Raw genomic sequence first — 24,190 nt, forward strand, 5'->3', positions numbered from 1 at the left:
GTCGGCGATAGCCCCAGGCGCATGGACGACAAGCTGCCAGAGGCCATGGGCCCGATCGACCACGGCCCGCCGCCGCTGCCCTCCAAGCGCGCCGAACGCGAGACAGTGTCGCGGATGCTCGAAGCCGGCGGACAGGAACTAGTTACCGCTCGTTGAGCGGCCAGATCTCGATCACGCCATGCGCCACCGCACAAGGCGATTTCGAGGCCAGCGCGATCGCCTCATCCATGTCGCTGGCTTCCATGATCGAAAAGCCGGCGATGGGCAGGTCCGACGAGAGATAGGGCCCGGTTTCGGTCAGCACGCCGCTGGCGTTCGGATTTCGCACCTGCACCGGTGTTTCGGCGATGCCCATCACCACGCCGCGCTGCTTGAGCGATGCATCGTGTTCATGGGCTGCCTGCCTGACATCCTGCGGCGTCCGGTCATATCCGGCCCGGTCGCCATAGCCGATGGTGATATACTTGGGCATGATTGGTTCCTCCATGTTCGAGGACAATGGCTGGGCAGCCGTGGTGGTTCCGGCAAAGCCAGCCGGCACGCTCTGCTGAAGCCCGGTCGGCGCGGGAACCTTTGTCCGGTGCTGGCGTTTTCTAGCCGGATCGTTCCCATTCGATCCAGACCCTCCAAACAATGCCCCGCCAGGCCTAGCCGGCGGGGTATTGATTTTGGCTATGACATGAGCACTTGCAGGAATCTCGCGGAACCATCCTTCCGCCGGATAGTTTTCAAGGCAGCCGGGCGGTGGGAAGCCCGGCGTACTCCACGGAGGCCCGTCACGATTCGCGTCGGTGGCGGGCCTTTTTTTCATTCCCGAGCCGTTAGGGCTGGAGGCGGCCTACTCGCCGCGCTATCCGGCAGCGACGCCGGCAGCCGAGCGATTGGCCAGCACCAACCCGACCTCGCCGACAACCTGCTCGACGCGCTTCAGGATGGGTTCGGACCGCAGCACGCCGTCGGAGAAATCCTTGTCCGTGGCGTAGACTCCTGTCGGCAGCGTGAGCGCCTCGAAGAAGCCGAACAGCGGCCGCAACTGGTGCTCGACGATCAACGCATGGCGATCATTGCCGCCGGTGGCGAGCAGCACCACCGGCTTGCCGCGCAAGGAAGCGGGATCGAACAGATCGAAGAAGTGCTTGAACAGGCCGGTGTAGCTGCCCTTGTAGGTCGGTGACCCCACCACCAGGACATCGGCGTTGACGACGCTGTCGAAAATCGCCCGCGCCTGGCCGTCGAGATCGCGCGCCCATTTGGCAGCGCCAAGCGAGGGGCCGAGGTCTTCGATGTCATAGGTACTCGCGGACAGTCCATGCTGGCGCGCAATATCCCTGACGACCTGGTCGACGAAGCCACGCGTCTTGGACGGCCGGGTGAAATTACCGGAAAACCCGACGACGGTTGGATTGGGCATGTGCTCTCACCTCTCAGGACGGTGGCCGTTTCATATCGCCTATTTACAGGCTTGCACCTGCCGCAAGAAGCAAGGATAGGCCCTCCAGCGCCATCCCTAGGGAATTTTTTTCCGTTTGCCCGACTCGCTCGCTGGTCCGCAAGAAACAGAATGGTCTGTAAGGCAAAACGACGTTGGCGGCGGCCATGCCTCGCGCTAGGGCTTTTTCAGGACTATGTCTGACCATATCCCGACGCCGTTCGTCGCCGCTTGCCCAGGAGATGCTTCGTGCCCAAAGGTTCAGACCTGCTTGTAGCCGCCCTCGAGAATGAGGGCGTAGATCGTATCTTCGGCATTCCGGGCGAAGAAAACCTCGACGTCGTCGAATCCATCCGCAAATCGTCGATCCAGCTGATCCTGACCCGCCATGAGCAGGCGGCAGCCTTCATGGCCGCCACCCATGGCAGGCTGACCGGCAAGCCAGGTGTGTGCATCACCACGCTCGGGCCTGGTGCCTTGAACCTGACGACGGGTGCTTCCTATGCGTTGCTCGGCGCCATGCCGATGATCATGATCACCGGGCAGAAGGGCATCCGGTCGTCGCGCCAGGCTCGCTTCCAGATTGTCGACATCGTCGCCGCGATGAAGCCGCTGACCAAGCTGTCGCGCCAGATCATCTCGCCGCGCACGATCCCCGCCGTGGTGCGGGAGGCCTTCCGCATTGCCGAGGAAGAGCGTCCCGGGCCGGTGCATCTGGAACTGCCCGAAGACATCGCGGCCGAGGAATGCGACGACGTCGCGCTGATCCCGCCGCATCCGGTCGAGCTGCCGCTGGCCAGCCCGCTCGCGCTCGACCGCGCCGCGCAGATGATCATCAAGGCGCAGCGCCCGCTGGCGATGCTGGGCGCCGCCGCCTCGCGGCCGCGCTCGACGTCGGACCTTGCGCAGTTCGTGCTCAGGACCGGCATCCCCTATTTCACCACGCAGATGGGCAAGGGCACGGTGCCCGGCGGGACCGAACTCTACATGGGCACGGCCGCGCTCTCCGAGCGCGACTATGTGCATGAGGCGATCGAACAGGCCGACCTCATCATCACCATCGGCCATGACACGATCGAGAAGCCGCCCTTCATCATGGGCGACAAGGGGCCGAAGGTCATCCATGTCGGCTACCAGCCGGCCAATGTCGAGCAGGTCTATTTCCCGCAGACCGAAGTGATCGGCGATATCGGCGCTTCACTGCGGCTGCTTGCCGATCGCATCGAGGGCAAGATCCCCAACGCGCAGGCGCTGCTGCCGCTGCGCGAAGGCATTTTGAGCCGCATTGCCGCGCGCGCCACCGAGGATCGCTTCACGCCGCAGCGCATGGTCCACGATATCCGCGCGGTCATGCCGGCCGACGGCATCCTCGCTCTCGACAACGGCATGTACAAGATCTGGTTTGCGCGCAACTACCGCACCCGCGTCGCCAACACGCTGCTGCTCGACAATGCGCTGGCCACGATGGGCGCCGGCCTGCCATCGGCGATGACGGCGGCGATGCTCTATCCCGGCCGCCGCGTCATGGCAATCTGCGGCGATGGCGGCTTCATGATGAACAGCCAGGAGCTGGAAACCGCCGTCAGGCTGAAACTCAACCTGGTCGTGCTGATCATCGAGGACAACGCATTCGGCATGATCCGCTGGAAGCAGGCGGTCGACCAGTTTCCCGATTTCGGCATGACCTTCGGCAACCCCGATTTCGTAAGATATGCCGAGGCCTATGGCGCCAAGGGCACCAGGGTCAGCGCCATTGCCGACCTCAAGCCGACGCTCGAAACGGCGTTCACCGCCGGCGGCGTCCATCTCGTCGTCGTTCCGATCGACTATTCGGAGAACGAGCGCGTCTTGGTCGAGGAACTGCGCCACCGGCTGCCGGCGCCACCGGAGGCTTGACGACGCGGTGGGAGCCGCCGCTGCAGCGGCGATCAGGCCGCCCGGACTTTGGCGCTCCCACGCGCCCAGGCCGGCAGCCAGTCGCCATGAGCGGCGAGCAGCTCATCGACCAGCGACCAGATCTGGTCGAGATCGAGTTCGGCCGCCGTATGCGGGTCCATCATCGCCGCGTGGTAGATGTGCTCGCGGTTTTCCGTCATCAGCGCCTGCACCGTCAGTTCCTGCACGTTGATGTTGGTGCGGATCAGCGCGGTGAGCTGCGGTGGCAACTCGCCGATGAAGGTCGGCTGGATGCCTGAGGCGTCGACCAGGCACGGCACCTCGGCCGCGCAGTTGTGCGGCAGCGAGGTGATGCAGCCATTGTTGCGGACATTGCCGTAGATCACCGACGGCTCGCCGGTCCACACCGAATTCATGATCGAGGAGGCGTATTCCTTCGACTGCTCGACCTCGATGCGGTCGGCCGAGCGATAGGCCTCGGCCTGTCCCTTCCAGCGCTCGATCTGCTCGATGCAGCGCTTGGGATACTCGTCGAGCGGAATGCCAAACTTCTCGATCAGATCGGGGCGCCCCTCCTTGATGAAATAGGGCGTATATTCGGCAAAATGCTCGGAGCTTTCGGTGACGAAATAGCCAAGCCGCGTCAGCATCTCGTAGCGCACCTTGTTAGGGCAGCGCGGGTTCCAGCCGGGCTTCGGCACCCTGCCCTCGCGATAGGCGCGGACAAGGTCGGGATAGAGGTTGCGGTAAGTGCCGTCCGCCTGGCGATGCTCGAATTTGAGATAGAAGGCCATGTGGTTGATGCCGGCCGAGCGGTAGCGGATCTCCTCGTAGGGAATGTCGAGATCGTGCGCCAGCTCCATCGCCGTGCCTTGCACCGAATGGCAAAGGCCGACCTGCTTAATGCTGGGATATTTCTCTGAAATCGCCCAGGTGTTGATCGCCATCGGATTGACGTATTGCAGCATGATCGCCTCTGGACAGACGGCGAGCATGTCCTCGCAGATCTTCCACAGATGCGGCACGGTCCTGAGGCCCCGCATGATGCCGCCGACGCCGAGCGTATCGGCGATGGTCTGGCGCAGGCCGTATTTCTTCGGCACCTCGAAATCTGTGACGGTGCACGGCTCGTAGCCGCCAATCTGGAAGGCGACGACGACGAAGTCGGCGCCGGCGAGCGCCTTCTTCTGGTCGGAATAGGTCTCGGCTTTCGCTTTCACGCCGAGCGTCGCGATCAGCTTGTTGACGACGATGGCGCTCTCTTCCAGCCGCTGCGGATTGATGTCCATCAGCGCGATCGTCGCGCCCGACAGCGATGGCCGCTGCAGCACGTCGCCGACAATGTTCTTCATGAACACGGTCGAGCCGGCGCCGATGAAGGTGATCCTGGGATGTCTTGCCACGTTAAACCTCCGGCACTTTGCTACGCCACATCGAAAGCGGCCCTGACGAGCCGTTCGGTGTAGGCGGTCTTGGGATTGGTGAGGACCTCGTCGACGGGTCCCTGTTCGACGATCTTGCCGTTCTGCATGACGATGACGCGGTGGCAGAGCGCGCGCACCACCTTGAGGTCGTGCGAAATGAAGAGATAGCTCAAGCCGCGCTCGTCCTGCAGCTTGCGCAACAGGTCAATGATCTGCGCCTGCACAGAGAGGTCGAGCGCCGATGTCGGCTCGTCGAGCAGGATGAATTCCGGTTCCAATGCAATGGCGCGGGCGATCGCTATGCGCTGCCGCTGGCCGCCGGAAAATTCGTGCGGAAAGCGCGAAAGAATGTCGCCTGGCATGCCGGCGCTGACCAGCGCGTCGCGCACCCGCTCGACCCGCTCGCGCCGCGTCGCCCCTAACCTGTTGACGACCAACCCTTCCTCGATGATCTGGCCGATCGTCATGCGCGGATTGAGCGAGGAGAACGGATCCTGGAAGACGACCTGCATGCGTGAGCGAAGCGGCCGCATCTCGGTGCGCGACAGGCCCTGGATCGGCTGGCCGTCGAAGCTGATCTCGCCACGCTTGGCGTCGGTGAGCTTGAGCAGAGCGAGGCCGAACGTGGTCTTGCCGGAGCCGGATTCACCAACCAGCCCAAGTGTTTCGTGGCGGCAAAGTTTCAGGCCAAGATCGTCGACGGCGACGAGTTCGCGCCAGTCCGGCTTCAGGAAGCTGCCATGGCGCAGCATGAAGCAGACACGCATGTCGTGGGCTTCTAGGATCGTGCCGCTGTTCTGAGGCAGCGGCTGCGGCTTGCCGTGCGGCTCGGAAGCGAGCAGCCGTTGTGTGTAGGGATGCTGCGGGTCATTGAACAGCCGCTCGGTGACGTTGTGTTCGCACATCTCGCCATACTGCATGACATAGACATAGTCGGAGAATTTCCGCACCACGGTGAGGTCGTGGGTGATCAGGATCACCGCCATCCTGAGCTCTTTCTGCAGATTGCGGATCAGGTTGAGGATCTGCGCCTGCACCGTGACGTCGAGCGCGGTCGTCGGCTCATCGGCGATCAGCACATCGGGGTCGTTGGCCAAAGCCATGGCGATCATCACGCGCTGGCGCTGCCCGCCCGACAGCTGGTGCGGATACTGCTTGATGCGTGCTTCGGGCTCGGGGATCCGGACATGCCGCAGCAATTCGAGCGCCCGTGCCCAGGCCTCCCTACGGCTCACCTTGCGATGCACCCTGATCGCCTCGACGATCTGGCTGCCGACCGTGTAGATCGGGTTGAGCGAACTCATCGGCTCCTGGAAGATCATCGAGATGCGGTTGCCGCGCAGCTTGCGCCGGGCGCTCTCGGGGAATTTCAGTATGTCCTGCCCGCAATAGTCGACGCTCGATTTCGGCGACACGGTGGCCCGCTTTGACAGAAGCCCCATGACGGTGCGCGCCGTCACCGACTTGCCGGAGCCGGACTCGCCGACGATGGCGATGGTCTCGCCGCGATAGAGCTGGAACGAGACGTCCTTCACCGCCTCGACGACACCGTGCTCGACCTTGAAGGCGACCTCGACGTTGCGGGCATCGATGATCGGTTGGTCGTGGCGGCCGGCATGGTCGAGCCGGACGGCGGGTGCGAAGGATTGTGCGAGCGCGACGGTCATTCCTGCCACCTCAATAGGGATCGACGGCATCGCGCAGGCCGTCGCCCAGCGCATTGAAGGCAAAGACGGTGACCAGCACGAAACCGACCGGCGACAGGATCCACGGATAGGTGCCGATGACCGAATAGGTCGCCGTGTCTTGCAGCATCAGCCCCCACGAGATCAGCGGCGGTTTCACCGCGAAGCCGAGGAAGCCGAGAAAGGCTTCGAGCAGCACCACCGTCGGGATCGCGATCGTCACCGCAACGATGACGTGGCTCATCACATTGGGGAAAATATGCTGCATGATGATGCGCATGTCGGTGGCGCCGACCGCCATCGCGGCGCGCACATAGTCGATCCGCGCCAGCGCCAGCGTCTTGCCGCGCACCTCGCGCGACATCTGAGCCCAGCCCAGCGCCGACATGACGATGATGACGAAGGCGAGGAAGACATTGGTCGGCGCGGTCACCGGGATCAGCGTCGTCAGCGCCAGATAAAGCGGCAGTTGCGGGAAGGCGAGCACCAATTCGACGAAGCGCTGCACCCAGACGTCGAACCGGCCGCCGAAATAGCCCGAAACCATGCCGACGGTGGTGCCGATGACGGTGATGATGAACACCACCGTCAGCGCGATCATCAACGAGACGCGCGACCCCTGGATGGCGCGCGACAGCACATCCCGGCCGAACTTGTCGGTGCCGAGAAAATGCACCGGCAGGCCGTCGGTCGAGGCGAAGAAATGCCGGTTGGCGGGGATCAGCCCGAGCAGCCGATACTCGGCACCCCTAACGAAGAAGCCGAGCAGGCGCGGATGCTCGTAGTCCGGTCCGACGACCGGCTGGAAGGTGACCGGGTCGAGGTCAGCCGAATCCGCCAGCGCATAGACCCGCGGCTGGAGCACGAAATTGCCGTCCTTGTCGCGAAAACTCATCACCTGCGGCGGAGCGAAAGCGACATCGGTCGCCTTGGGATCCATCGGCGCGAAGAAATCGGCAAACAGCGCCATCAGCACAAGAAGCACGACAAGGATCAGCCCGGCCATGCCGGTCCAGGAGCGCCGCAGCCGGCGCCAGACCAGCGCCATGTAGCTTTCATTGCCGCGCGGTGTCGGAATCGCTGTTGCTTCGGCCGGCGGCGGCGGGGATGGGTCGCGTGCCAACATCTAGCTCTCTCCGAACTGGCGCACGCGCGGGTCGAGCAGCGCAAGCAGCATGTCGGCGACAATGTTGCCGACGATCAGCGTCGCCGACAGCACCATCATGAACGTCGCCGTGACATAGACGTCGCCGACCGCCATCGAACCGACAATCGCCGGCCCGACCGTCGGCAGCGCGAAGATGATCGCCGTCTCGATCTCGCCGGTCAGCATGTAGGGCAGCACCACGCCCTGATACATGATGAGCGGGTGTAACGCGTTGGGCACGGCATGGCGCATGACGACAGCGCCGCCGGTAAGCCCCTTGGCCTTGGCCGTCTCGACATACTGGGCGTTGAGCGTATCGAGCAGATTGCCGCGCATGACGCGCATATTGTAGGCGAGCCCGCCAAAGGTGGCGATCGCCACCACCGGCCAGACATGTTTGACGAGGTCGGCGAACTTTGCCCACGACCACGGCGCGCCGCCATATTGCGGCGAGAAGAAGCTGCCGATCTCCGACACGTTGAACTGGAAGACCAGGAGATAGACGATGATCAGCGCCATCAGGAAGCGCGGCACGGTCATACCGAGGAAGGAGATGGCCGACAGCGTCGAGTCGATCCAGGTGTATTGCCGGGTGGCCGCCCAGATGCCGAAGGTGATGCCGAGCACCGAAGCGAGCAGATGGCAGACCAGCGCCAGCAGCAGTGTGCGCGGCAGCCGCTCGCCGACCACGGCGGCGACCGGCTTGTTGTAGTAGAGGCTGTAGCCGAAATCGCCGCGGGTGACGATGCCGGCGATCCAGTTCACGTACTGAACCGGCAGCGGTTTATCGAGACCATGCTCGACTCGGTAGGCTTGCGCCTGCGCGTCGGCTTCGGCAAAAGACGCGCCGCCCTGGTTGATGAGCTGCGAGCGGATATAGTCGGCATAGTCGCCCGGCGGCGCCTGGATGATGGCGAAGGTGACCAGGCTCAGGATGACCATAACCGGTAACGCCGATGCTATGCGCATGGCCAGGAATCGCAGCACCGTCTCGCCTCCTCGTCGCCGGTTTCAGGGTTCTCTGCCGCTGACCTTACTCCGTCCCGGCCGCGCGCGCAGCGCGGCCGGGCGTCAGCCAGGGGAGGTAACTCAGTTTGTCGGACCCTTGTCGCCGGGCTTGCCGGGAAGCTGCTCGGGAAAGAGTTCGTATTTCTGCTGCTTGTCGGCGGCGACGAAGACGCGCTCGCGCACGATCGAATCCTCGGCCCAGTTGAACATGAAGATCGGCGTTCCCTGCGGGATGTTGGAGAAGCGCTTGTTGATGATCAAGGCGCCGGGATATTCCGTTAGGCCGACATTGTAGACATGCTCGGTCGAGATCTTCTGGAACTCCTTCATCAGGCTGGCGCGCTCGTCATTGTCTGACGAGGAGACGAACTTGGTGACGATGTCGACGAGATCCTTTTCGAACGGCATCAGGTCGACCTGGCCGCTTTCCGGCGCGCGGTGATCCCAACTGGTCTTGGGGCCGACGGGAGCGAGTTGCACAGTATTCTGCACAACGGAGGTCAGCTCCTGCTCGTTGCGCCGGATCAGCCAGTCGAAGCGGCCGGAATATTGCGTGGCATCGCGCTGGGTGCCATTGAGGCCGTTGAGCACGATCCTCAAGCCCAGCTTCTCCATCTGCGCGACGACGCCTTCCGCAAGGCTCTTGTCGGTGGTGTAGTCGTTGTTGACCAGCATCACGATCTCGACATCCTTGCCGCCGGCGGTGCCGGCTGGGAAATTCACGATACCGTCGCCGTCCGTATCCTTGAGGCCGGCCTTGGCGAGCTCCGCCTTGGCGCCTTCGAGATCGAAGGGGTAGTAGACGGTCGAGTTGCGGTCATAGAAGCTGGTGCCGGAGGAAAAGCCGCCGGGGTAGATGGCTGTGAACGGACCCTTGACCAGCGAGTCGCCGAGCGCCTTGCGGTCGAGCGCCATAGTGATGCCCTTGCGGAAGTCCTCATTGCGGTTGAGCTCGCGGATCGCCTGACCGCGTTCGTCCGGATTGCCCCAGCCATTGGCGGAAAAATTCATGCGCAGATTGTAGCCGATCAGGCGCGGGCCGAAGGCGAGCCGGGCCGGTGCGTCCTTGTCCGCCGCGCGCTTCAGTGAGGCGACGAAGTTTTCCGGCTGCTCGAGGTTGGAGAAATCGGCGGCCCCGGCAACAGCCTGGACATCGCGATCGGCCCAGGTCGACAGCTTATAGTGCAGCTCGTTGAGATAGGGCAGCTGGTTGCCCTTCTCGTCGACCTTCCAGTAGTAGGGATTGCGGCGAAGAACGATGATGTCATCGGCCCGATACTCCACCGGCACCCAGGCGCCCATCACCGGCATATTCATATATTCCGGCGGGAAGGCATTCTTGAACTGATCGTAGGTGTTCTTCGAATATTTCGGATGCTGCGGTTTCAATATATGCGCGGGGCCGGGGCAGAAAGTGCCATAGGCCATGGCATAGAGATACTGCTTGGGAAAGGCGTCCTTGAACGTCCATTCGACGGTGTAGTCGTCGATCTTCTTCAGCGTCGTGCCGACGCCGAAAGTTTCCGCTGTGGCGCCGTTTAGCGGCGAGACATTGGGATCGACCACTTCGTCGTCCCAGTAGAACATGACATCGTCGGCATTGAACGCAACGCCGTCAGACCATTTGGCGCCTTCGACCAAGTGCATCGTCAGCGTGTGGCCGTCCTTCGACCAGTCCCAGCTTTTGGCCAGGTTCGGCAGCGGCTCGGTGTCCTTGGCCTCGACCTGGAACAAGGGTGCGGTGCGCGTCAGGCATTCGGAGAGGCCGATGTCGATGCCGCCCCATCCTTGCGTCTGGCCGGCGCCATAGTTCCAGCCCTCCGGCCGGCCGCCAATGACGTGGCGCATGGTGTCGCCATAGACGCCGATGCCATCCGGCATGTTGCTGGTCTTGAACACCAGCGGCTCCTTCGGCAGCCGATCCTTGACCGGTGGCAGCTTGCCGGTCTTGACGTATTTCTCGGTGACCCAGTCGGGCTCGTGATATTCGGGCAGCGCCTTGAACTCCAGGATGGAATCGCGGGCGACGTATTTGATCTTGCCCTCGGCCGGAAACGCCGCCGGCGCCGGCGGCGTGGTCGGCTCGGATGCGTATGCGGTGAGCGCCGATGCCGAGACGCTCAGCGCCATGCCGGCGAGAATGCCAATTCTGCGCCCGGCGAGAATGCCAATTCTGCGAACGTTCCTCATTGTATTCCTCCCAGATGTTTCGACGTCTTCTGCCCGCATCTATTCACGACGACTGATTGGCGAACCGGCCTCCCGCGGTCCGCCTGCAAGCATCCTCAGCCGGCCTGTTTCAGTGCCGTCTTTTCGGCGCGCAGTTCCTCGATCGAGCGCACATTGCGCCGCGCCGCCCCCGCCCAATCACGGGTCTTCACCTTCGATTTCGAAAGCCGCTCCTTCGCCGCCGGCACGGCCTCGGCATATTGCGGTAGCCAGCGCGCCTGGGCGACGACCATCTCGTCGACCATCTGCCACACCTCTTCCGGCATCGACACCGCACCCACCAGCGGATCGTGCAGCACGGCGAGTTTCAACAGGTCGATATCGCCAGATATCGCCGCATGCACCGACATGCGCTGGACGTTGATCGACGAAATGCAGGTGGCCGCGCACGCTTCCGGCAGCGTGATGCCGGAAGCCATGTTGATGCCGAAGCGATCGACGAAGCCGGGCGACTCGATGATGGCGTCCTGCGGCAGATTGGTGATGATGCCGGTGTTCTTGACGTTGAAGTGGCCGCGATAGACGCGATTCGTCTCCAGCGCTTCGAGAATGTGGCTGGCGTGCTCGTTGGAGCGCTTCGACGCGTCGAGCGGCTTCGACGCCGCTTCGAGGAATTGCGGATATTCGGTCTCAAACCAGTTGCGCGTTTCGGTGGAATAACGGAGGTAGCCGCCGGTCTCGCCGTGGATCCAGTCGGACATGTCGATCCAGCGGGTGATTTCGTCCGGCCGCTTGCGATACCACGGCAGATATTCGGAGAGGTGGCCGTTGCTTTCGGTCGAATAGACGCCGAAGCGCTTCAGCACGTCGATACGCAGTTTTTCCTGCTGCGAGTACACCGGATGCGCCTCGAAGGCGGCGATCAGCTCATCCTTGCCTATTCTGCGGCCGTTGAGGCGAAGGTCAATGAACCAGGTCTGGTGGTTGATGCCGGAGCAGACATAGTCGAGATCGCTGTGCGATTTGGCGCCGAGCACTTCGGCGATCTGTTCGGCGCCGTGCTGGACGCCATGGCAGAGGCCGACCGTGTCGACCTTGCCGTATTCGATCGCCGCCCAGGTGTTCATCGCCATCGGGTTGGCATAGTTGAGGAATTTCGCGCCCGGCTCGGCCAGTTCGCGGATGTCCTTGCAGAAGTCGAGAATGACCGGAATGTTGCGCTGGCCATAAAGGATACCGCCGGCGCAGATCGTGTCGCCGACGCACTGGTCGATGCCGTATTTCAGCGGAATGCGGATGTCGTCGGCATAGGCTTCGAGCCCGCCGACCCGCACACAGCTGATGACATAGCGCGCGCCTTCCAGCGCCTTGCGACGGTCGGTGGTGGCTGTGACTTTTGTCGGCAGCCTGTTGGCCTCGACGATGCGGTCGAGGATCGCCTTGATCATTTGCAGATTGTGCTCGCTGAGATCGGTCAGCGCGAATTCGATGTCGCTGAATTCCGGAACGCACAGAATGTCGGTGAACAGTTTTTTGGTGAAGCCGACGCTGCCGGCGCCGATAATAGCGATTTTGAAACTCATCACCTTCACCTCGATCCAATCGAATGCCAGGCAAGGAGCAACAAGAGAGGATATGGCGGCGCGCCCATGGCGCGCGTGCCATTCGAGCCGGAATTCCGGCTCTTTCTCCTCCCCGCCCGCTCCTCGACCGCGGGTCTTTCGCGTTCTCAGGATTTGGATTATGCCTTTATTCCACGGCGCGGCCAGAGAACGTTTATGCTTTCGAGGGTAATTTTGTGCTGCGTGACCTGATCGCCAACGGACAGTTGATGCGCACCATCTCGCTGCCGCGCGGTCGTCAGCGCCTGCATGCCATGCCGACCAGCACCGGCTATGAGGTGCGCGAAAGCGTGACCTATGACTGGGATGGGCGAAAGCGCGGCCAGACACCATTTACCGTGCTGCAGCACACGATCAGCGGCACTGGCCAGCTGCGCTACGAAAACCGCAACTACCGCCTGCAGGCGAACGACACGCTGCTGGTTCTGGTGCCGCACAACCATCGCTACTGGCTGGAGAAAGGCGACCGCTGGGAATATTTCTGGATCTCGATGAATGGCGAGGAGGCGCTGCGCATCCACAAATCCATTCTCAGCGTCTCCGGGCCGGTGTTCCGGCTGCAGCCGGAGACGATCGATCATCTCGCCGATTGCAGCCTGCGCCTGATCAAGGGCGGCGCTTCGCCGGGCGCTGCTTCGGCGATCGCGTACGAGGCGGCGATGGCGCTCTATGACGATGTCTTCGGCTCGCACGCTTTCACCGAGAAACAGAGCGCCATGCAGCCGGTGATCGACCATATCAACGCCAATCTCGACAAGCCCTTGCCGGTGGCCGATCTCGTTCAAATCAGTGGCCTCAGCCGCGCGCATTTCTCGCGCTGCTTCGCCGAAAGCGAAGGCATTCCGCCGGCCGAATTCGTGCTGCAGCAGCGGCTGCAGCGGGCGGCGAAACTTCTGACCAGGGCCGATTTCCTGCCGGTCAAGGAAGTCGCCATATTGTGCGGCTTCGAGGACGCCAACTATTTTTCGAAAGTCTTCCGCCGGCTCTACGGCATCAACCCGACGCAGTTCCGCACCACCGGCATGTATGCCAGCCTGGGCAACCACCGGTAAGGAGGGACTTCAGGCACTCTCACCCGATGCGGTTGCCGCTTTCCGGATCGAACAGGTGCAGCGCTGCCGGATCGGCGGACAGCCGCACCGTGTCGCCCGGCCGGATAGTGCTGCGCCCCATGACGAAGACGCAAACCAGCTGCCCCGCGAACCTGACATAGAACTGCGTCGACAGGCCGAGCGGCTCGACCACTTCGACCTCGGCCTTGAGCGCTCCGTCGTCGACGAGCTGGATGTGTTCCGGCCTCAGCCCGACGGTGAGCTTGTCGCCATCCTTGAGCGGCAGACCATCGGGCAATCTCAGCTTCTGGCCGTCGGCCAGCACCGCATCGACCTTGCCAGCCTTGGCGACCGTCGCCGGCAAAAAGTTCATGCCGGGCGAGCCGATGAAACCGGCAACGAAGGTGTTGACCGGCCGGTCGTAAAGTTCGAGCGGATGGCCGACCTGTTGGACATAGCCGTCATGCATGACGACGATGCGGTCGGCCATGGTCATGGCTTCGATCTGGTCGTGCGTGACATAGACCGAAGTGGTTTTCAGCTGCTGGTGCAGCGCCTTGATCTCGGCGCGCATGTGCACCCGCAGCTTGGCGTCGAGATTGCTGAGCGGTTCGTCGAAGAGGAACACTTTGGGATCGCGCACGATGGCGCGGCCCATGGCCACGCGCTGGCGTTGGCCGCCGGACAATTGCCGCGGTAGCCGGCCGAGGAAACTGTCGAGGCCGAGCCGCTTGGCGGCGGCCCCTACCCTGCCGTCGATCGTCGTCTTCTCCGCCTTCTTGAGCAGCAGGCTGAAGCCCATATTCGACGACACATCCATATGCGGGTAGAGCGCGTAGGATTGGAACACCATGGCGATATCGCGGTCCTTCGGCGCGACGTCATTGACCAGCCGCTCGCCGATGCGGATCTCGCCGCCAGACACCTCCTCCAGCCCGGCGATCATGCGCAACAGAGTCGACTTGCCGCAGCCGGACGGGCCGACCAGCACGACGAACTCGCCATCGGCGATTTCAAGATCGACGCCGTGCAGGATGCGCAGCGAACCGTAGTCCTTCTCGACGTTTTGCAGCGTGACGGAAGCCATCGATTATCCTTTGACCGCGCCGGCGGTCAGGCCGGTGACGAGATAGCGTTGCAGGAAGGCGAAGAAGATGCAGACCGGGATCAGCGCCAGGATCGACGCCGCCATCATCTGCCCCCAGTCGACGGCGAACTTGCCGATATAGGTGAGCAACCCGACGGCAAACGTCTTCTGGTCGTCACTGGAGATCAGCATCAGCGCGAACAGCAATTCGCTCCAGGCGGCGGTGAAGACGAAGCCGAGCGTCGCGCCCATGCCGGGCAACGTCAGCGGCACGATCACCTTGCGCATTGCCTGCGCACGGGTGCAGCCGTCGATCATCGCGGCTTCTTCCAAGTCCTTCGGAATGCCGTCGAAGAAGGACTGCATCAGGAAGGTGGCGAAGGCAGTGTTGAAGGCGGTGTAGATGATGATCAGTCCGACTAGGCTGTTGGTCAGGCCAAGCTCACCCATGACGCGGTAGATCGGCGGAATGACCATCACCAGCGGGAAGGTTTGCGTCAGCAAAAGCATGATCGCCAATGTCGCTTTGCCGCGGAAGGTGAAGCGCGACATGGCGTAGCCGGCGAGCGTGGCGATGACGGTGACGAATGCCGCCGTCGACACCGAGACGATGACGCTGTTGAGGAAATAGCGGGGGAAATCAGAGGCTTCGAGCACGGTGATGAAGTTGCGGAGTGTCGTTTCCGAGGGCCACAAAGTGATGCCTTCGGAATAGAGCAGCCGCTCCGGCGTCACGGAGATCTTCAGCGTCCAGAAGATCGGAAACAGCGCAAAGATCATGTAGGCCGCAATCGCCGCGTAGAGGCCGATGCCGCTGAAGATGCGCGAGGAGGTGGAGCGTCCGGCGATCATCAGACGTGCCTCACCAGCAAGCGGCGGATGGCGATCAGCGCGATCGCATAGGCGATGAGCAGGACCAGCAGCAGCACCGCGACCGCCGAGGCATAGCCCTTGTCCAGCGACTTGAAGGCGCTGACATAGATGTAGACCGGCACCGTGCTGGTCGAGCCGGCCGGCCCGCCTTCGGTCATGACGAAGATCAGATCGGCGAAGGTGGCGATCCAGATCGTGCGCAGCATGACGGTGATGACGATGGTCGGCGCCAGGAAAGGCAGCGTCACCTTGGTGAAGCGCTGCCAGGGCGAAGCGCCATCGATGGCCGCCGCCTCATGCAGTTCCGACGGGATGGACTTCAGCGCCGCCAGCAGCGTGATGGCGAAGAACGGGATGCCGAACCAGATGTTGGCGATGATCGGCCCCCACATGGCGGTGGCCGGATCGGACAGCACATTGGTCGGCTCGGCCTTCAGCCCAAGCGCGAAGAGCCAGTGCGGCAGCGGCCCGATGATCGGGTTGAACAGCCAGGCCCAGGTCAGACCCGACAGGAAGGACGGCACCGCCCAGGGCAGGAAGACGACCGCCTGCACGAACTTGCGGCCGATGAACGGCTTGTCGAGCAGCAGCGCCAGGCCAAGCCCGAGAAAGAACTGGAAGAACAGGCTGGCAACGGTCCACCACAGCGTGTTGACCAGCGCCTGCCCCAGCACCTGGTCGGAGAGCATCGCCTCATATTGGCCAAGGCCGACATATTCGGATTTGAAGGCTGAGAATTTGCGGAAGGAATAGCTGATGCCGATGATCAACGGCACCAACAGCACCACGACCAGCAGAACGATCGCCGGCGAGAGATAAAGCCAGGGTTCGATGGCGGCATGCGTCAGCCGCTTCTTTCGCGGCCGGCCTGCGGGTCGTATTGTGGACACGGCATAGGTCATCGGGTGCTAAATCGTCTCCTGGAGGAGCGCCGGAATTGGCGACAAGCGTCCTCCCCGCTCACGGGGAAAGATGCCGGTCCACCCTCCGTAGCTGCAGCGCAGCTGCTGCGGAGGACGGGCAAGCAGATGAGGGGCAGCGCCAACATTGGGGTGCTCGCGCTGCCCCTCATCCCACCTTCTCCCCGTAAACGGGGAGAGGAAGAAGAAGGCGGCGCCTACTTTTTGTTCTTGGCCATCCAGTCCTGCTGTTCCTTGGTCAGGAACGCGGCCCACTGGTCGGCAACGTCCTTGGCCGACTTCTGGCCGAGCAGCACTTCCTGGAAATTCTTGATCGCCACCTGGTCGACGAAGTTGCCGAGGTTCTCCAGATGCGTCGGCGGCGTCACCATTTCATATTTGGAGGTGTCGCTGAGCTCGGTGAACCAGCCCTTGAACTGCTCGGTCTTGAAATGGGCGTCCTGGTCGGCACCATTGTGGATCGGCACGACGCCGACTTCCTTGGCCCATTCCAGATTGTCCTTGGGCGACAACAGCGTCGCCATCAGCTTCCAGGCATCGTCCTTGTGCTGCGAATTGGCAAACATCGCCCAGCCGGCATAGCCCAGCGTCGGATAGGACTTGCCGCTCGGCCCGACTGGCAGCGGCGCCACGGCAAAATCGTCGGCGCTCATCTTGTCGGCAATGCCGATCAGCGCATCCGGATCCTGGTTGAGCATGGCGCAGGTGCCGGAATAGAAGCCGGTGACGGTCTCGTTGAAGCCCCAGCTCACCGCATCCTTCGGCGCCAGCCCGTCCTTGTACATGTCGGCCAGCATCTGCAGGCCCTTGACCGAGCCTTCCTCATTGATGGTCGAGGTGCCGTCCTCGTTGAAGTAGCCCCCCTTGCCCTGGGCGATGTTCATGAACATGTGCATGCCGTTGAAGGCGCCCGGGCCGCCACGCAAGCAGTAGCCATATTTGCCGGGAATGGCGGAGATCTTCTTTGAATCGGCAATGAAGTCGTCGAGCGTCGCCGGCGGGCCGTCGAGACCGGCTTCCTTGAACAGCTTCTTGTTCCAGAACAGCGCGTTCACATAATAGCCGTAGGGGATCATGAACTGGGTGTTGTTGACGGTCGAGCCGAACTGCTTGGCGCGCTCGCCGAGCGTCTTGGCGTCGTCCCATTTGGCCATGTAGGGCCCGAGATCCTCGAGCTGGCCGTTGGTGGCATAGAGGCCCATCCAGCGCTCCGGCATCTCGACGATGTCGGGCGTATCGCCGGCCTGCACCATGGTCAGGAATTTCTCGAACGCCTGACCCCAAGGCAGCGAGACCACCTCGACCTTGACGCCCGCATTGGCGGCCTCGAACTCGGCGATCTGCTTCTTCAGAAATTCGGTGCGCTGCGGGCTGGTGATGACCTCGACCAGCTTGAGGGTGGTGTCGGCCAGCGCGCCGCTGGCGGAAATCGCCAGGCCGGCAGCGGTGGCAAGCATGATGCTCAGTCTTTTCATGTTCAGAACTCCCATTTTGAACCCAGTTATTTTTTTGCTTTGTCGAAGGCCTGGGCGATGTCGGCCCAGAGGTCTTCGACGCTTTCCAATCCGACATTGAAGCGGATGGTTCGGGGGCTGACGCCGAAGCGCGCCATCGAATTCAGACCCGGCGTCTGCTCGAGCGAGGCCTTTGCCGGCACGACCAGGCTTTCGTGGCCGCCCCAGCTGACGCCGATGCGGAAGAATTTCAGCGCATCGACGAAAACCGGAATGTCGACATCCTCCGTCACCTCGAAGGAGAACAGCCCGGCATAGCCGGCAAGCGTCTTCTTGCCGGGATGGTTGGAATAGGCGGGATGATTGACCCGCTCGACCTTGTCATGCGCCTTGAGGCGCTCGGCGATGGTCAGCCCGCTCTTCATGTGATGCGGCAGCCTCAACGGCAGCGTGCGCAGGCCGCGCAGCAGCAGCCAGCCCTCGAAGGGCGACAGCTTGGCGCCGAGCTGGGAGTAGGTCTGCTCATTGATGTGGTTGATGTGGGCGGCCGAGCCCGCCACCACGCCGGCGACGGTGTCGCTGTGGCCGCCGAGATATTTCGAGGCCGAGTGCAGCACGAGGTCGACGCCGTGCAGGATCGGTTTCTGGAACACCGGCGTCGCCCAGGAATTGTCGATGGTGGTGACGATGCCCTGCTCTTTCGCCAGCCGCGCCAGATGCGCGATGTCCTGCAGCTCGAACATCATCGAGGTCGGGCTTTCCAGATAAAGCAGTTTCGCGCCAGGCAGTGCCGCCGCAATCGCGTCCGGATCGGAGCCGTCGACATAGTCCACCTTGATATTCAGACGCGGGAACAGCCGCTCGAACAGCCGGTAGGCGTCGCCATAGCAGTTGCGCACCGCGACGATGCGCTCGCCGGCGCCGACGAAGGCAAGCAGCGTGGAGCTGATTGCCGCCATGCCGCTGGAGAAGCCGCGCGCTGCTTCAGCACCTTCAAGCGCTGCAACGCGTGACTCGAACTCCATCACCGTCGGGTTGTCGCCGCGCGAATAGATCGGCTGCTTGCGGCGGCCGGCAAAGGTGTCGGCCATCTCGGCATAGCTGCCGAAGGTGAACAGCGAGGTCTGGTAGATCGGCGGCACCACTGCATTGCCGGGGAACGGATCGTCATGTGCCAGGAGCGTTGCCGCCTCGGCGAGATAGTCGCTGCCGGAAATGCCTGGGTCGAAGCTGTGCTCGTTCATTTGCGGTCCGCAAGTTTGAGGTTGGCGGCGCCGCGCTTCAGGTCGTCCTCGACGGTGGCGATCAGCTTCAGCGCCTCGGCCCGGGCGCCTTCCGGGTCGTGCGCGGCGATGCAATTGAACATTGTGCGGTGATAGGGAAAGCTGGCATGGCCGAAATCGCGCACGCCGAGCGGATGTTCCCAGAAGCGGTGGAACAGTTCGTGCATGGCGGCGATGATCTGCTCGAACAGCGGATTGCCGCAGGCGCGGTAGATCGCCTGATGGAATTCCCAGTCCTCTTCCGACGACATGCCGGCCCGGTTGAGAAACTCCTCCTCCATGATGTCGAGCTTGCGCTCGATCTCGGCGAGATCGTCCTCGTCGGCACGGACGGCGCAAAGCGCGGCGGCTTCCGCTTCCAGTGCGCGGCGGATTTCCAGCGTGCGCATCAGGCCGGTGAAATCATTGCCGCCGGCGAGCGTCAACGGCATGTGCAGCATGTCGAGCGAGACGGCGGCCTTGAGATAGGTGCCCGAGCCCTGCCGGCGCTCGACCAGGCCAAGCCCTTCCCAGCGCGTCAGCGCCTCGCGCACGGTGTTGCGGCTGACCTTCAGGCGCTCGGCGAGGATCCGTTCGGTCGGCAATCTCTCGCCGGGTTCCAGCTTCTCGCGCATGACGAAGCCGGCCAACGCCTTCAGCACCGCATCGTCGCGGGCCGTCGTCTGGATCGGCGGAAGGCTGAATTCGGTCACGCCTGTGCAAACTCAAAGTGGTTCAATGGTCCAACCAATTTCTGCACAGACGAAGGGACGTGTCAACAGTCGAAACGTAGCGGGGCCGAAGGGCCAGAGAGATGCGCCTTCGGCCCTGCCGCTTCAGCCGTGGATCCGCGCCGGCGCAGCGGCCGCGCGAGCCTTGCGCCAACGAGCGAACATTTCCTCGCGAACCCGTCTCGAACCCGCGAGCCGCTCCTTTGCATGTGCCAGCACGGCAGGCGAAGCCTCGGCGGGCGTGCCCGACTGGAAAGGAGGCGCCGGAGCATATTCGAGCGAGAGTTGCACGATCTCAGCTTCCTCCTGTCCAAGCAGCCTCGCAACCAGCGCCAGGCCGAAATCGATCCCGGAGGTGACGCCGCCGGCGGTAATGAGCTTGCCGTCCTCGACGATACGCTCATCGACCGGGATCGCCCCGAACTCTTCAAGGAAATCATGTGCATACCAGTGCGTCGTCGCCCGCTTGCCCTTCAGCAGCCCGGCCGCGCCGAGCACCAGAGCGCCGCTGCACACCGAGGTGATGTAGCGCACCTGCGCCGCGCGCTCCCACACGAAATCAAGGACTGTCTGGTCCTCCAGCAGCGGATTGACCCCACCCCCGCCGGGAATGCACAGCACGTCGAGCGGCGGGCAATCGTCGAAGGTCGCCGTTGGCGTAAGAGACAGCCGTGTCGAGGACATCACCGGACCGCGATCCTTCCAGATCAATTCCACTTCCGCGCCCTTGGCTGTTGCCAGGACTTCGTAGGGACCGGTGAGGTCGAGCTGCTGGACGTTGGGGAATACGAGGATGCCGAAACGCAGGGGCATGGAACTCTCCGTGGATTGACTTCCGGCAATTTAGGACATCATGTTTTGGCGCGATTGCCATTCATCCCTCGTTTCAGGCCAAACCCGATGCGCCGTATCGAAGTGCTTGCTTATCCCGACATCCAGCTCCTCGATGTCAGTGGACCGCTTCAGGTCTTTGCCAGCGCCAACGACTTCAAAAGGCAGGCCGGCGAGCCTGCTCCCTACGAGGTCTCGGTCGTCGCCGCCTCGCCGCGCATCCGCACATCGGCCGGCCTTGTGCTGGAGGCAGCAGCGCTGCCGGCGCACGGAGGCGAGATCGATACGTTGATCGTGCCCGGCGGATGGGGCGTTAACGCGGCCTGCGACGATCCCGTGCTGGTCCAGTGGATCGCCGGTCGCTCGCGTGATGCCACGCGAACCGCCTCGGTCTGCAGCGGCGCCATGGTGCTGGCGCAGGCGGGCCTGCTCGACGGCCGTCGCGCCGTGACCCACTGGGGACGTTGCGCGGAGTTCGCCCGGCGCTTTCCGGCAGTCCGCCTCGAACCCGACCCGATCTTCATCCGTGACGGCAATGTCTGGACATCGGCGGGCGTAACGGCGGGGATCGATCTCGCCCTCTCCCTCGTCGAGGCAGACCTTGGCCGGCATACGGCGCTTGCGGTGGCGCGCGAGTTGGTGGTCTTCCTGAAACGCCCCGGCGGTCAGGCGCAGTTCAGCCAGACCCTCAAGCTGCAGCAAGGCGACGGGCGCTTCGACCAGCTGCATGGCTGGATCCTCGAAAACCTGTCCGGCGACCTGTCGCTGGCGCAGTTGGCCGACCACGCCAATATGAGCCCGCGCAGCTTCTCGCGGCGCTATCGCGAGGCCACGGGCCGGACACCCGCCCGGGCGATCGAGGAAATCCGGATCGAGGCGGCACGACGGATGCTGGAGCGGGGCCAGCCGGTTAACCAGACGGCACGCCGCTGCGGTTTCGGCTCGGAAGAAACGATGCGACGCGGTTTCCTGCGCGTGCTGGGCACCAACCCACGCGCCTATCGCGAGCGTTTCTCTTGCGGTCAGGCCGCTACGACTTCGAGTTCACTTCCGCGGCGGCGCAAGCGTGACGCAGGCCTCTGAGGTCAGCAGCCGGAAGGTGAACGTCTCCTGCAGATAAAGCTCGACGCTCGTGCTGGAATGCGAGAGGTAGCCGATCGACAGGTCCTGGCCGATATCGAGCTCGAAATCCCCGCCGCGCGTGGAGAGCACGAACCCATCTTCGATGGCCGGCGCCCAGATGATACCGCCATCGACCATGCGCTCGACATGATGGAAGACCGGGTAACCCTCGTCGCTGCCGCCGCTGACGGCCGTGTAGGCCGCCGCACCCAGCACCAGCGCATAGGGGCCGTTGACCCCGGCGAGCCGCAACTGGCTGACCGCCTGGGCAACCGCTTCCGGATAGCCCATCACATTGGCCGTCAACGCCACGACCGGATTGCTGGTGCCTTCACGAATGCCCTGGATACCGGCGGCGGCGTAGCCGTCGAACACCGAGCGATCCTCGGCAAAAGCGATCTTGCGCGCCGCTTCCTTCACCGCGGACCAATCTGAATCCGTGGCACCCCGGTCGACATCGTCGATCGCCTGGCGCGTCAATTCGAACGGAACCCGCAACTCGACCAGCGCCTTGACCTCGCGCTGTGTCGATTGAACCCCCTCGCCTGGCGCCGCGATCGGCTTGGTATGGCCGGTGCCGACGGAAGACAGGTCAAAACCCTTCGGGCCGACGACATCGACGACACGCCGCGCCGCCAGATGTCGCTTGAGCGTGCGCGATGCCTCGTCATCGATCTGCGCCCAAGCGCCGTCGGAAATGGGAGCGAGTTCCCGGTAAAGCGTGTTCATGTCTGCCTCACATCCTTGAGAGATCCGATACCGAGTGAACCATCGCGCGGGCGCGACTGGGTTTGATCCGTCGCCTCAGGCTGGGTCGACAGCGGAGCAGCAGTCGCATCCGCCGCGACACCGTCAAGAAAAGTCGCAGACGGCACAAAAAACAGTGTGCCCGTCACCGCGCGGCTGAAGTCGAGCAGCCGGTCGTAATTGCCGGGCGGGCGGCCGATGAACATGTTCTCCAGCATCTGTTCGATGCGCCGCGGCGAGCGGGCATAACCGATGAAGTAAGTGCCGAACTCGCCCTTGCCGGCATCGCCGAACGGCATGTTGTCGCGCAGGATCTCCAGCTCTTCGCCGTCCTCGGTGATCGACGTCAGCGCATTGTGCGCCGATGTCGGTTTGACCGCGTCGTCGAGTTCGATGTCGGAAAGCTTGGTCCGGCCGATGATCTTCTCCTGCTCCGCCACTGGCACCTCGTTCCAGCGCGTCAGGTCGTGCAGGTATTTCTGCACGATGACGTAGCTGCCGCCGGCAAAGTCAGGATCCTCCTCGCCGATGATGGTGGCGTCGATTGCGCCCTGATCTACCGGGTTCTCGGTGCCATCGACGAAACCGATCAGATCGCGGTTGTCGAAATAGTTGAAGCCCTGCACCTCGTCCGTCGTGGCGACAGCGCTGCCAAGCCGCGCCATGATCTGCGTCGCCAGTTCGAAGCAGAGGTCCATTCGCGCCGCACGGATATGAAACAGCATGTCGCCCGGCGTCGAAACAGCGTGATGCTGGCCGCGGATCTCGCGGAACGGATGCAGATCCCTAGGCTTTGGGGTTGCGAACAACCGGTCCCACGCGTCGGAGCCAATTGCCATGACACAGGACAACCCGCCCTCGAGGTCGCGAAAGCCGACCGCTCGTTTGAGTGCGGATAGATCGGCGCACAGGCCGCGTGCGGTAGCGTCGTGTTCGGGGCCGGGTTTGAGCGTAACGACAAGAAAAATCGCGGCCCGCGTCAGGAGGGCGACGACCGGTTGCGAAACAACGACTGGCAAACTGGACTCCATGCTTGATCCGTTCGGTATCCTCTGACGCGGTGCCTGAATCAAGCAGCATCTTACTCAGGTTGGTTCACAGGATTTGGCGCTTGCGCCTGCCCTCGACGATACGGTATTCCCGCCGCAATGGGCATCCCTCCAAGGGATAGGTCGGAAGGATTTTTGATCCGGTTGCCTCACCATCCGCCCGCCCTTCGATTACCGGTATCGTGGGCAGGTCCGACAGGGCGAAGCGGGTTATGAAAGGCAGCGGCGTCGAATTCTCGACGCATGGCACGAGAACGATGTCTGCAAGTAAATGCAACCAGAGCAACATATTTTACCAACAGCGGTTGCTTGCAAACACCGGATCGGTTGATGCTTTTGACATCCAATCTAAAGCAATCGCTATTCATGGAACATGACGGAAATCCGGTTCTCATCGACCTTTTCTTGACGCAGGCCGCGTCGACATTTCCATGTCGTCCAGCGGCTGCGTAGGCGTTCGCGACACCAAACTCCCCGCCACGCTGCAATCGAATTCTGTAGGCCGACAAAATGCAAAGAGCGCGTTGATCCAATTGGGTTTTTTGCTTTAGGACCAAAAACAAACTCGACCTGAAATGGTCCGTTCTTCGCGATTTTGACAACGCTTCGCTGCGGCGATGCAACACATTGATTTATCTGTCAATTTTATGAAAAATTTACCCGTTAACTAACTATTAACGTA

The 24,190-nt window shown here is 62.7% G+C and carries 21 protein-coding genes; 4 read left to right on the plus strand and 17 right to left on the minus strand.

The features are described from left to right. Positions 1-21 precede the first annotated feature (21 nt). Positions 22-156 carry a hypothetical protein gene (locus AC1D1N_RS09830; protein ID WP_477348186.1) on the plus strand — a complete coding sequence of 45 codons (135 nt, stop codon included), beginning with the start codon at positions 22-24 and terminating at the stop codon, positions 154-156. On the opposite strand, the gene AC1D1N_RS09835 is transcribed toward AC1D1N_RS09830, so the two are convergent. Then, complete coding sequence (locus AC1D1N_RS09835; protein ID WP_477348188.1) at positions 143-472, minus strand: YciI family protein; 330 nt, start codon at positions 470-472, stop codon at positions 143-145. The two genes, AC1D1N_RS09830 and AC1D1N_RS09835, sit on opposite strands and share 14 nt — an antisense overlap. Before the next feature lie 378 nt (positions 473-850). Beyond that, entirely contained in the window at positions 851-1,411 is a 561-nt protein-coding gene (gene msuE / locus AC1D1N_RS09840) for an FMN reductase (RefSeq protein WP_192259484.1), read from the minus strand. A 267-nt stretch (positions 1,412-1,678) separates the two neighbouring features. Between msuE and AC1D1N_RS09845 the strand changes: the two genes are divergently transcribed. Then, the gene (locus tag AC1D1N_RS09845) at positions 1,679-3,325 is read left to right on the plus strand and encodes an acetolactate synthase large subunit (RefSeq protein WP_477348190.1); all 1,647 of its coding nucleotides are present in this window, start codon (positions 1,679-1,681) and stop codon (positions 3,323-3,325) included. 32 nt (positions 3,326-3,357) lie between these two features. On the opposite strand, the gene melA (AC1D1N_RS09850) is transcribed toward AC1D1N_RS09845, so the two are convergent. The 6 genes from melA (AC1D1N_RS09850) to melA (AC1D1N_RS09875) form a co-directional block, all read right to left on the minus strand. After that, on the minus strand, positions 3,358-4,728 hold the full coding sequence (gene melA / locus AC1D1N_RS09850) for an alpha-galactosidase (RefSeq protein ID WP_477348192.1): 1,371 nt from the start codon (positions 4,726-4,728) through the stop codon (positions 3,358-3,360). A 20-nt stretch (positions 4,729-4,748) separates the two neighbouring features. Further along, on the minus strand, positions 4,749-6,416 hold the full coding sequence (locus AC1D1N_RS09855; protein ID WP_477348194.1) for an ABC transporter ATP-binding protein: 1,668 nt from the start codon (positions 6,414-6,416) through the stop codon (positions 4,749-4,751). A gap of 10 nt (positions 6,417-6,426) precedes the next feature. Then, on the minus strand, positions 6,427-7,560 hold the full coding sequence (locus AC1D1N_RS09860) for an ABC transporter permease (RefSeq protein WP_477348196.1): 1,134 nt from the start codon (positions 7,558-7,560) through the stop codon (positions 6,427-6,429). Then, positions 7,561-8,568 (minus strand): ABC transporter permease, encoded by a 1,008-nt coding sequence (locus AC1D1N_RS09865; protein WP_477348198.1) that lies wholly within the window; start codon positions 8,566-8,568, stop codon positions 7,561-7,563. It abuts the gene before it with no gap. A gap of 102 nt (positions 8,569-8,670) precedes the next feature. Beyond that, on the minus strand, positions 8,671-10,779 hold the full coding sequence (locus AC1D1N_RS09870) for an ABC transporter substrate-binding protein (RefSeq protein ID WP_477348200.1): 2,109 nt from the start codon (positions 10,777-10,779) through the stop codon (positions 8,671-8,673). 95 nt (positions 10,780-10,874) lie between these two features. Beyond that, complete coding sequence (gene melA, locus AC1D1N_RS09875; protein ID WP_477348202.1) at positions 10,875-12,341, minus strand: alpha-galactosidase; 1,467 nt, start codon at positions 12,339-12,341, stop codon at positions 10,875-10,877. Positions 12,342-12,589: 248 nt separating this feature from the next. Between melA (AC1D1N_RS09875) and AC1D1N_RS09880 the strand changes: the two genes are divergently transcribed. Beyond that, a complete protein-coding gene (locus AC1D1N_RS09880; RefSeq protein ID WP_210388229.1) occupies positions 12,590-13,432 on the plus strand; it encodes an AraC family transcriptional regulator in 843 nt (280 codons plus the stop codon). Between the two features lie 19 nt (positions 13,433-13,451). On the opposite strand, the gene AC1D1N_RS09885 is transcribed toward AC1D1N_RS09880, so the two are convergent. The 7 genes from AC1D1N_RS09885 to AC1D1N_RS09915 form a co-directional block, all read right to left on the minus strand. Continuing rightward, positions 13,452-14,519, minus strand: coding sequence for an ABC transporter ATP-binding protein (locus AC1D1N_RS09885; protein WP_352561387.1), 1,068 nt, complete (start codon positions 14,517-14,519; stop codon positions 13,452-13,454). Between the two features lie 3 nt (positions 14,520-14,522). Then, the gene (locus tag AC1D1N_RS09890; RefSeq protein WP_477280310.1) at positions 14,523-15,371 is read right to left on the minus strand and encodes a carbohydrate ABC transporter permease; all 849 of its coding nucleotides are present in this window, start codon (positions 15,369-15,371) and stop codon (positions 14,523-14,525) included. Then, positions 15,371-16,294, minus strand: a complete 924-nt coding sequence (locus tag AC1D1N_RS09895) for a carbohydrate ABC transporter permease (protein ID WP_192259506.1) — start codon at positions 16,292-16,294, stop codon at positions 15,371-15,373. Before AC1D1N_RS09895 ends, AC1D1N_RS09890 begins: the two co-directional genes overlap by 1 nt. A 215-nt stretch (positions 16,295-16,509) precedes the next feature. Further along, a complete protein-coding gene (locus AC1D1N_RS09900) occupies positions 16,510-17,787 on the minus strand; it encodes an ABC transporter substrate-binding protein (RefSeq protein ID WP_203277355.1) in 1,278 nt (425 codons plus the stop codon). 26 nt (positions 17,788-17,813) lie between these two features. Further along, the gene (locus AC1D1N_RS09905) at positions 17,814-19,010 is read right to left on the minus strand and encodes a PLP-dependent transferase (protein ID WP_477348204.1); all 1,197 of its coding nucleotides are present in this window, start codon (positions 19,008-19,010) and stop codon (positions 17,814-17,816) included. Further along, on the minus strand, positions 19,007-19,741 hold the full coding sequence (locus tag AC1D1N_RS09910; protein WP_112562068.1) for a FadR/GntR family transcriptional regulator: 735 nt from the start codon (positions 19,739-19,741) through the stop codon (positions 19,007-19,009). Before AC1D1N_RS09910 ends, AC1D1N_RS09905 begins: the two co-directional genes overlap by 4 nt. Before the next feature lie 123 nt (positions 19,742-19,864). Continuing rightward, complete coding sequence (locus AC1D1N_RS09915; RefSeq protein WP_477348206.1) at positions 19,865-20,572, minus strand: DJ-1/PfpI family protein; 708 nt, start codon at positions 20,570-20,572, stop codon at positions 19,865-19,867. 87 nt (positions 20,573-20,659) lie between these two features. Between AC1D1N_RS09915 and AC1D1N_RS09920 the strand changes: the two genes are divergently transcribed. After that, on the plus strand, positions 20,660-21,673 hold the full coding sequence (locus AC1D1N_RS09920; protein WP_477348208.1) for a GlxA family transcriptional regulator: 1,014 nt from the start codon (positions 20,660-20,662) through the stop codon (positions 21,671-21,673). Here AC1D1N_RS09920 and AC1D1N_RS09925 read toward each other — a convergent pair. Then, positions 21,635-22,441: a family 1 encapsulin nanocompartment shell protein gene (locus tag AC1D1N_RS09925; protein ID WP_477348210.1), complete on the minus strand. Its 807-nt coding sequence runs from the start codon at positions 22,439-22,441 to the stop codon at positions 21,635-21,637. The genes AC1D1N_RS09920 and AC1D1N_RS09925 overlap by 39 nt on opposite strands. Then, the gene (locus tag AC1D1N_RS09930) at positions 22,438-23,490 is read right to left on the minus strand and encodes a Dyp-type peroxidase (protein WP_477348211.1); all 1,053 of its coding nucleotides are present in this window, start codon (positions 23,488-23,490) and stop codon (positions 22,438-22,440) included. The genes AC1D1N_RS09925 and AC1D1N_RS09930 overlap by 4 nt, the downstream gene beginning before the upstream one ends. Positions 23,491-24,190: the final 700 nt, after the last annotated feature.

It is taken from the genome of Mesorhizobium sp. P2_B5, from assembly GCF_056404775.1.

Coding starts and splice junctions, on each gene's coding strand:
- AC1D1N_RS09830 (WP_477348186.1), top strand. CDS start 22: ATGGACGACAAGCTGCCAGAGGCCATGGGCCCGATCGACCACGGCCCG.
- AC1D1N_RS09835 (WP_477348188.1), bottom strand. CDS start 472: ATGCCCAAGTATATCACCATCGGCTATGGCGACCGGGCCGGATATGAC.
- msuE (WP_192259484.1), bottom strand. CDS start 1,411: ATGCCCAATCCAACCGTCGTCGGGTTTTCCGGTAATTTCACCCGGCCG.
- AC1D1N_RS09855 (WP_477348194.1), bottom strand. CDS start 6,416: ATGACCGTCGCGCTCGCACAATCCTTCGCACCCGCCGTCCGGCTCGAC.
- AC1D1N_RS09860 (WP_477348196.1), bottom strand. CDS start 7,560: ATGTTGGCACGCGACCCATCCCCGCCGCCGCCGGCCGAAGCAACAGCG.
- AC1D1N_RS09870 (WP_477348200.1), bottom strand. CDS start 10,779: ATGAGGAACGTTCGCAGAATTGGCATTCTCGCCGGGCGCAGAATTGGC.
- melA (WP_477348202.1), bottom strand. CDS start 12,341: ATGAGTTTCAAAATCGCTATTATCGGCGCCGGCAGCGTCGGCTTCACC.
- AC1D1N_RS09880 (WP_210388229.1), top strand. CDS start 12,590: ATGCGCACCATCTCGCTGCCGCGCGGTCGTCAGCGCCTGCATGCCATG.
- AC1D1N_RS09885 (WP_352561387.1), bottom strand. CDS start 14,519: ATGGCTTCCGTCACGCTGCAAAACGTCGAGAAGGACTACGGTTCGCTG.
- AC1D1N_RS09890 (WP_477280310.1), bottom strand. CDS start 15,371: ATGATCGCCGGACGCTCCACCTCCTCGCGCATCTTCAGCGGCATCGGC.
- AC1D1N_RS09895 (WP_192259506.1), bottom strand. CDS start 16,294: ATGACCTATGCCGTGTCCACAATACGACCCGCAGGCCGGCCGCGAAAG.
- AC1D1N_RS09900 (WP_203277355.1), bottom strand. CDS start 17,787: ATGAAAAGACTGAGCATCATGCTTGCCACCGCTGCCGGCCTGGCGATT.
- AC1D1N_RS09905 (WP_477348204.1), bottom strand. CDS start 19,010: ATGAACGAGCACAGCTTCGACCCAGGCATTTCCGGCAGCGACTATCTC.
- AC1D1N_RS09915 (WP_477348206.1), bottom strand. CDS start 20,572: ATGCCCCTGCGTTTCGGCATCCTCGTATTCCCCAACGTCCAGCAGCTC.
- AC1D1N_RS09920 (WP_477348208.1), top strand. CDS start 20,660: ATGCGCCGTATCGAAGTGCTTGCTTATCCCGACATCCAGCTCCTCGAT.
- AC1D1N_RS09925 (WP_477348210.1), bottom strand. CDS start 22,441: ATGAACACGCTTTACCGGGAACTCGCTCCCATTTCCGACGGCGCTTGG.
- AC1D1N_RS09930 (WP_477348211.1), bottom strand. CDS start 23,490: ATGGAGTCCAGTTTGCCAGTCGTTGTTTCGCAACCGGTCGTCGCCCTC.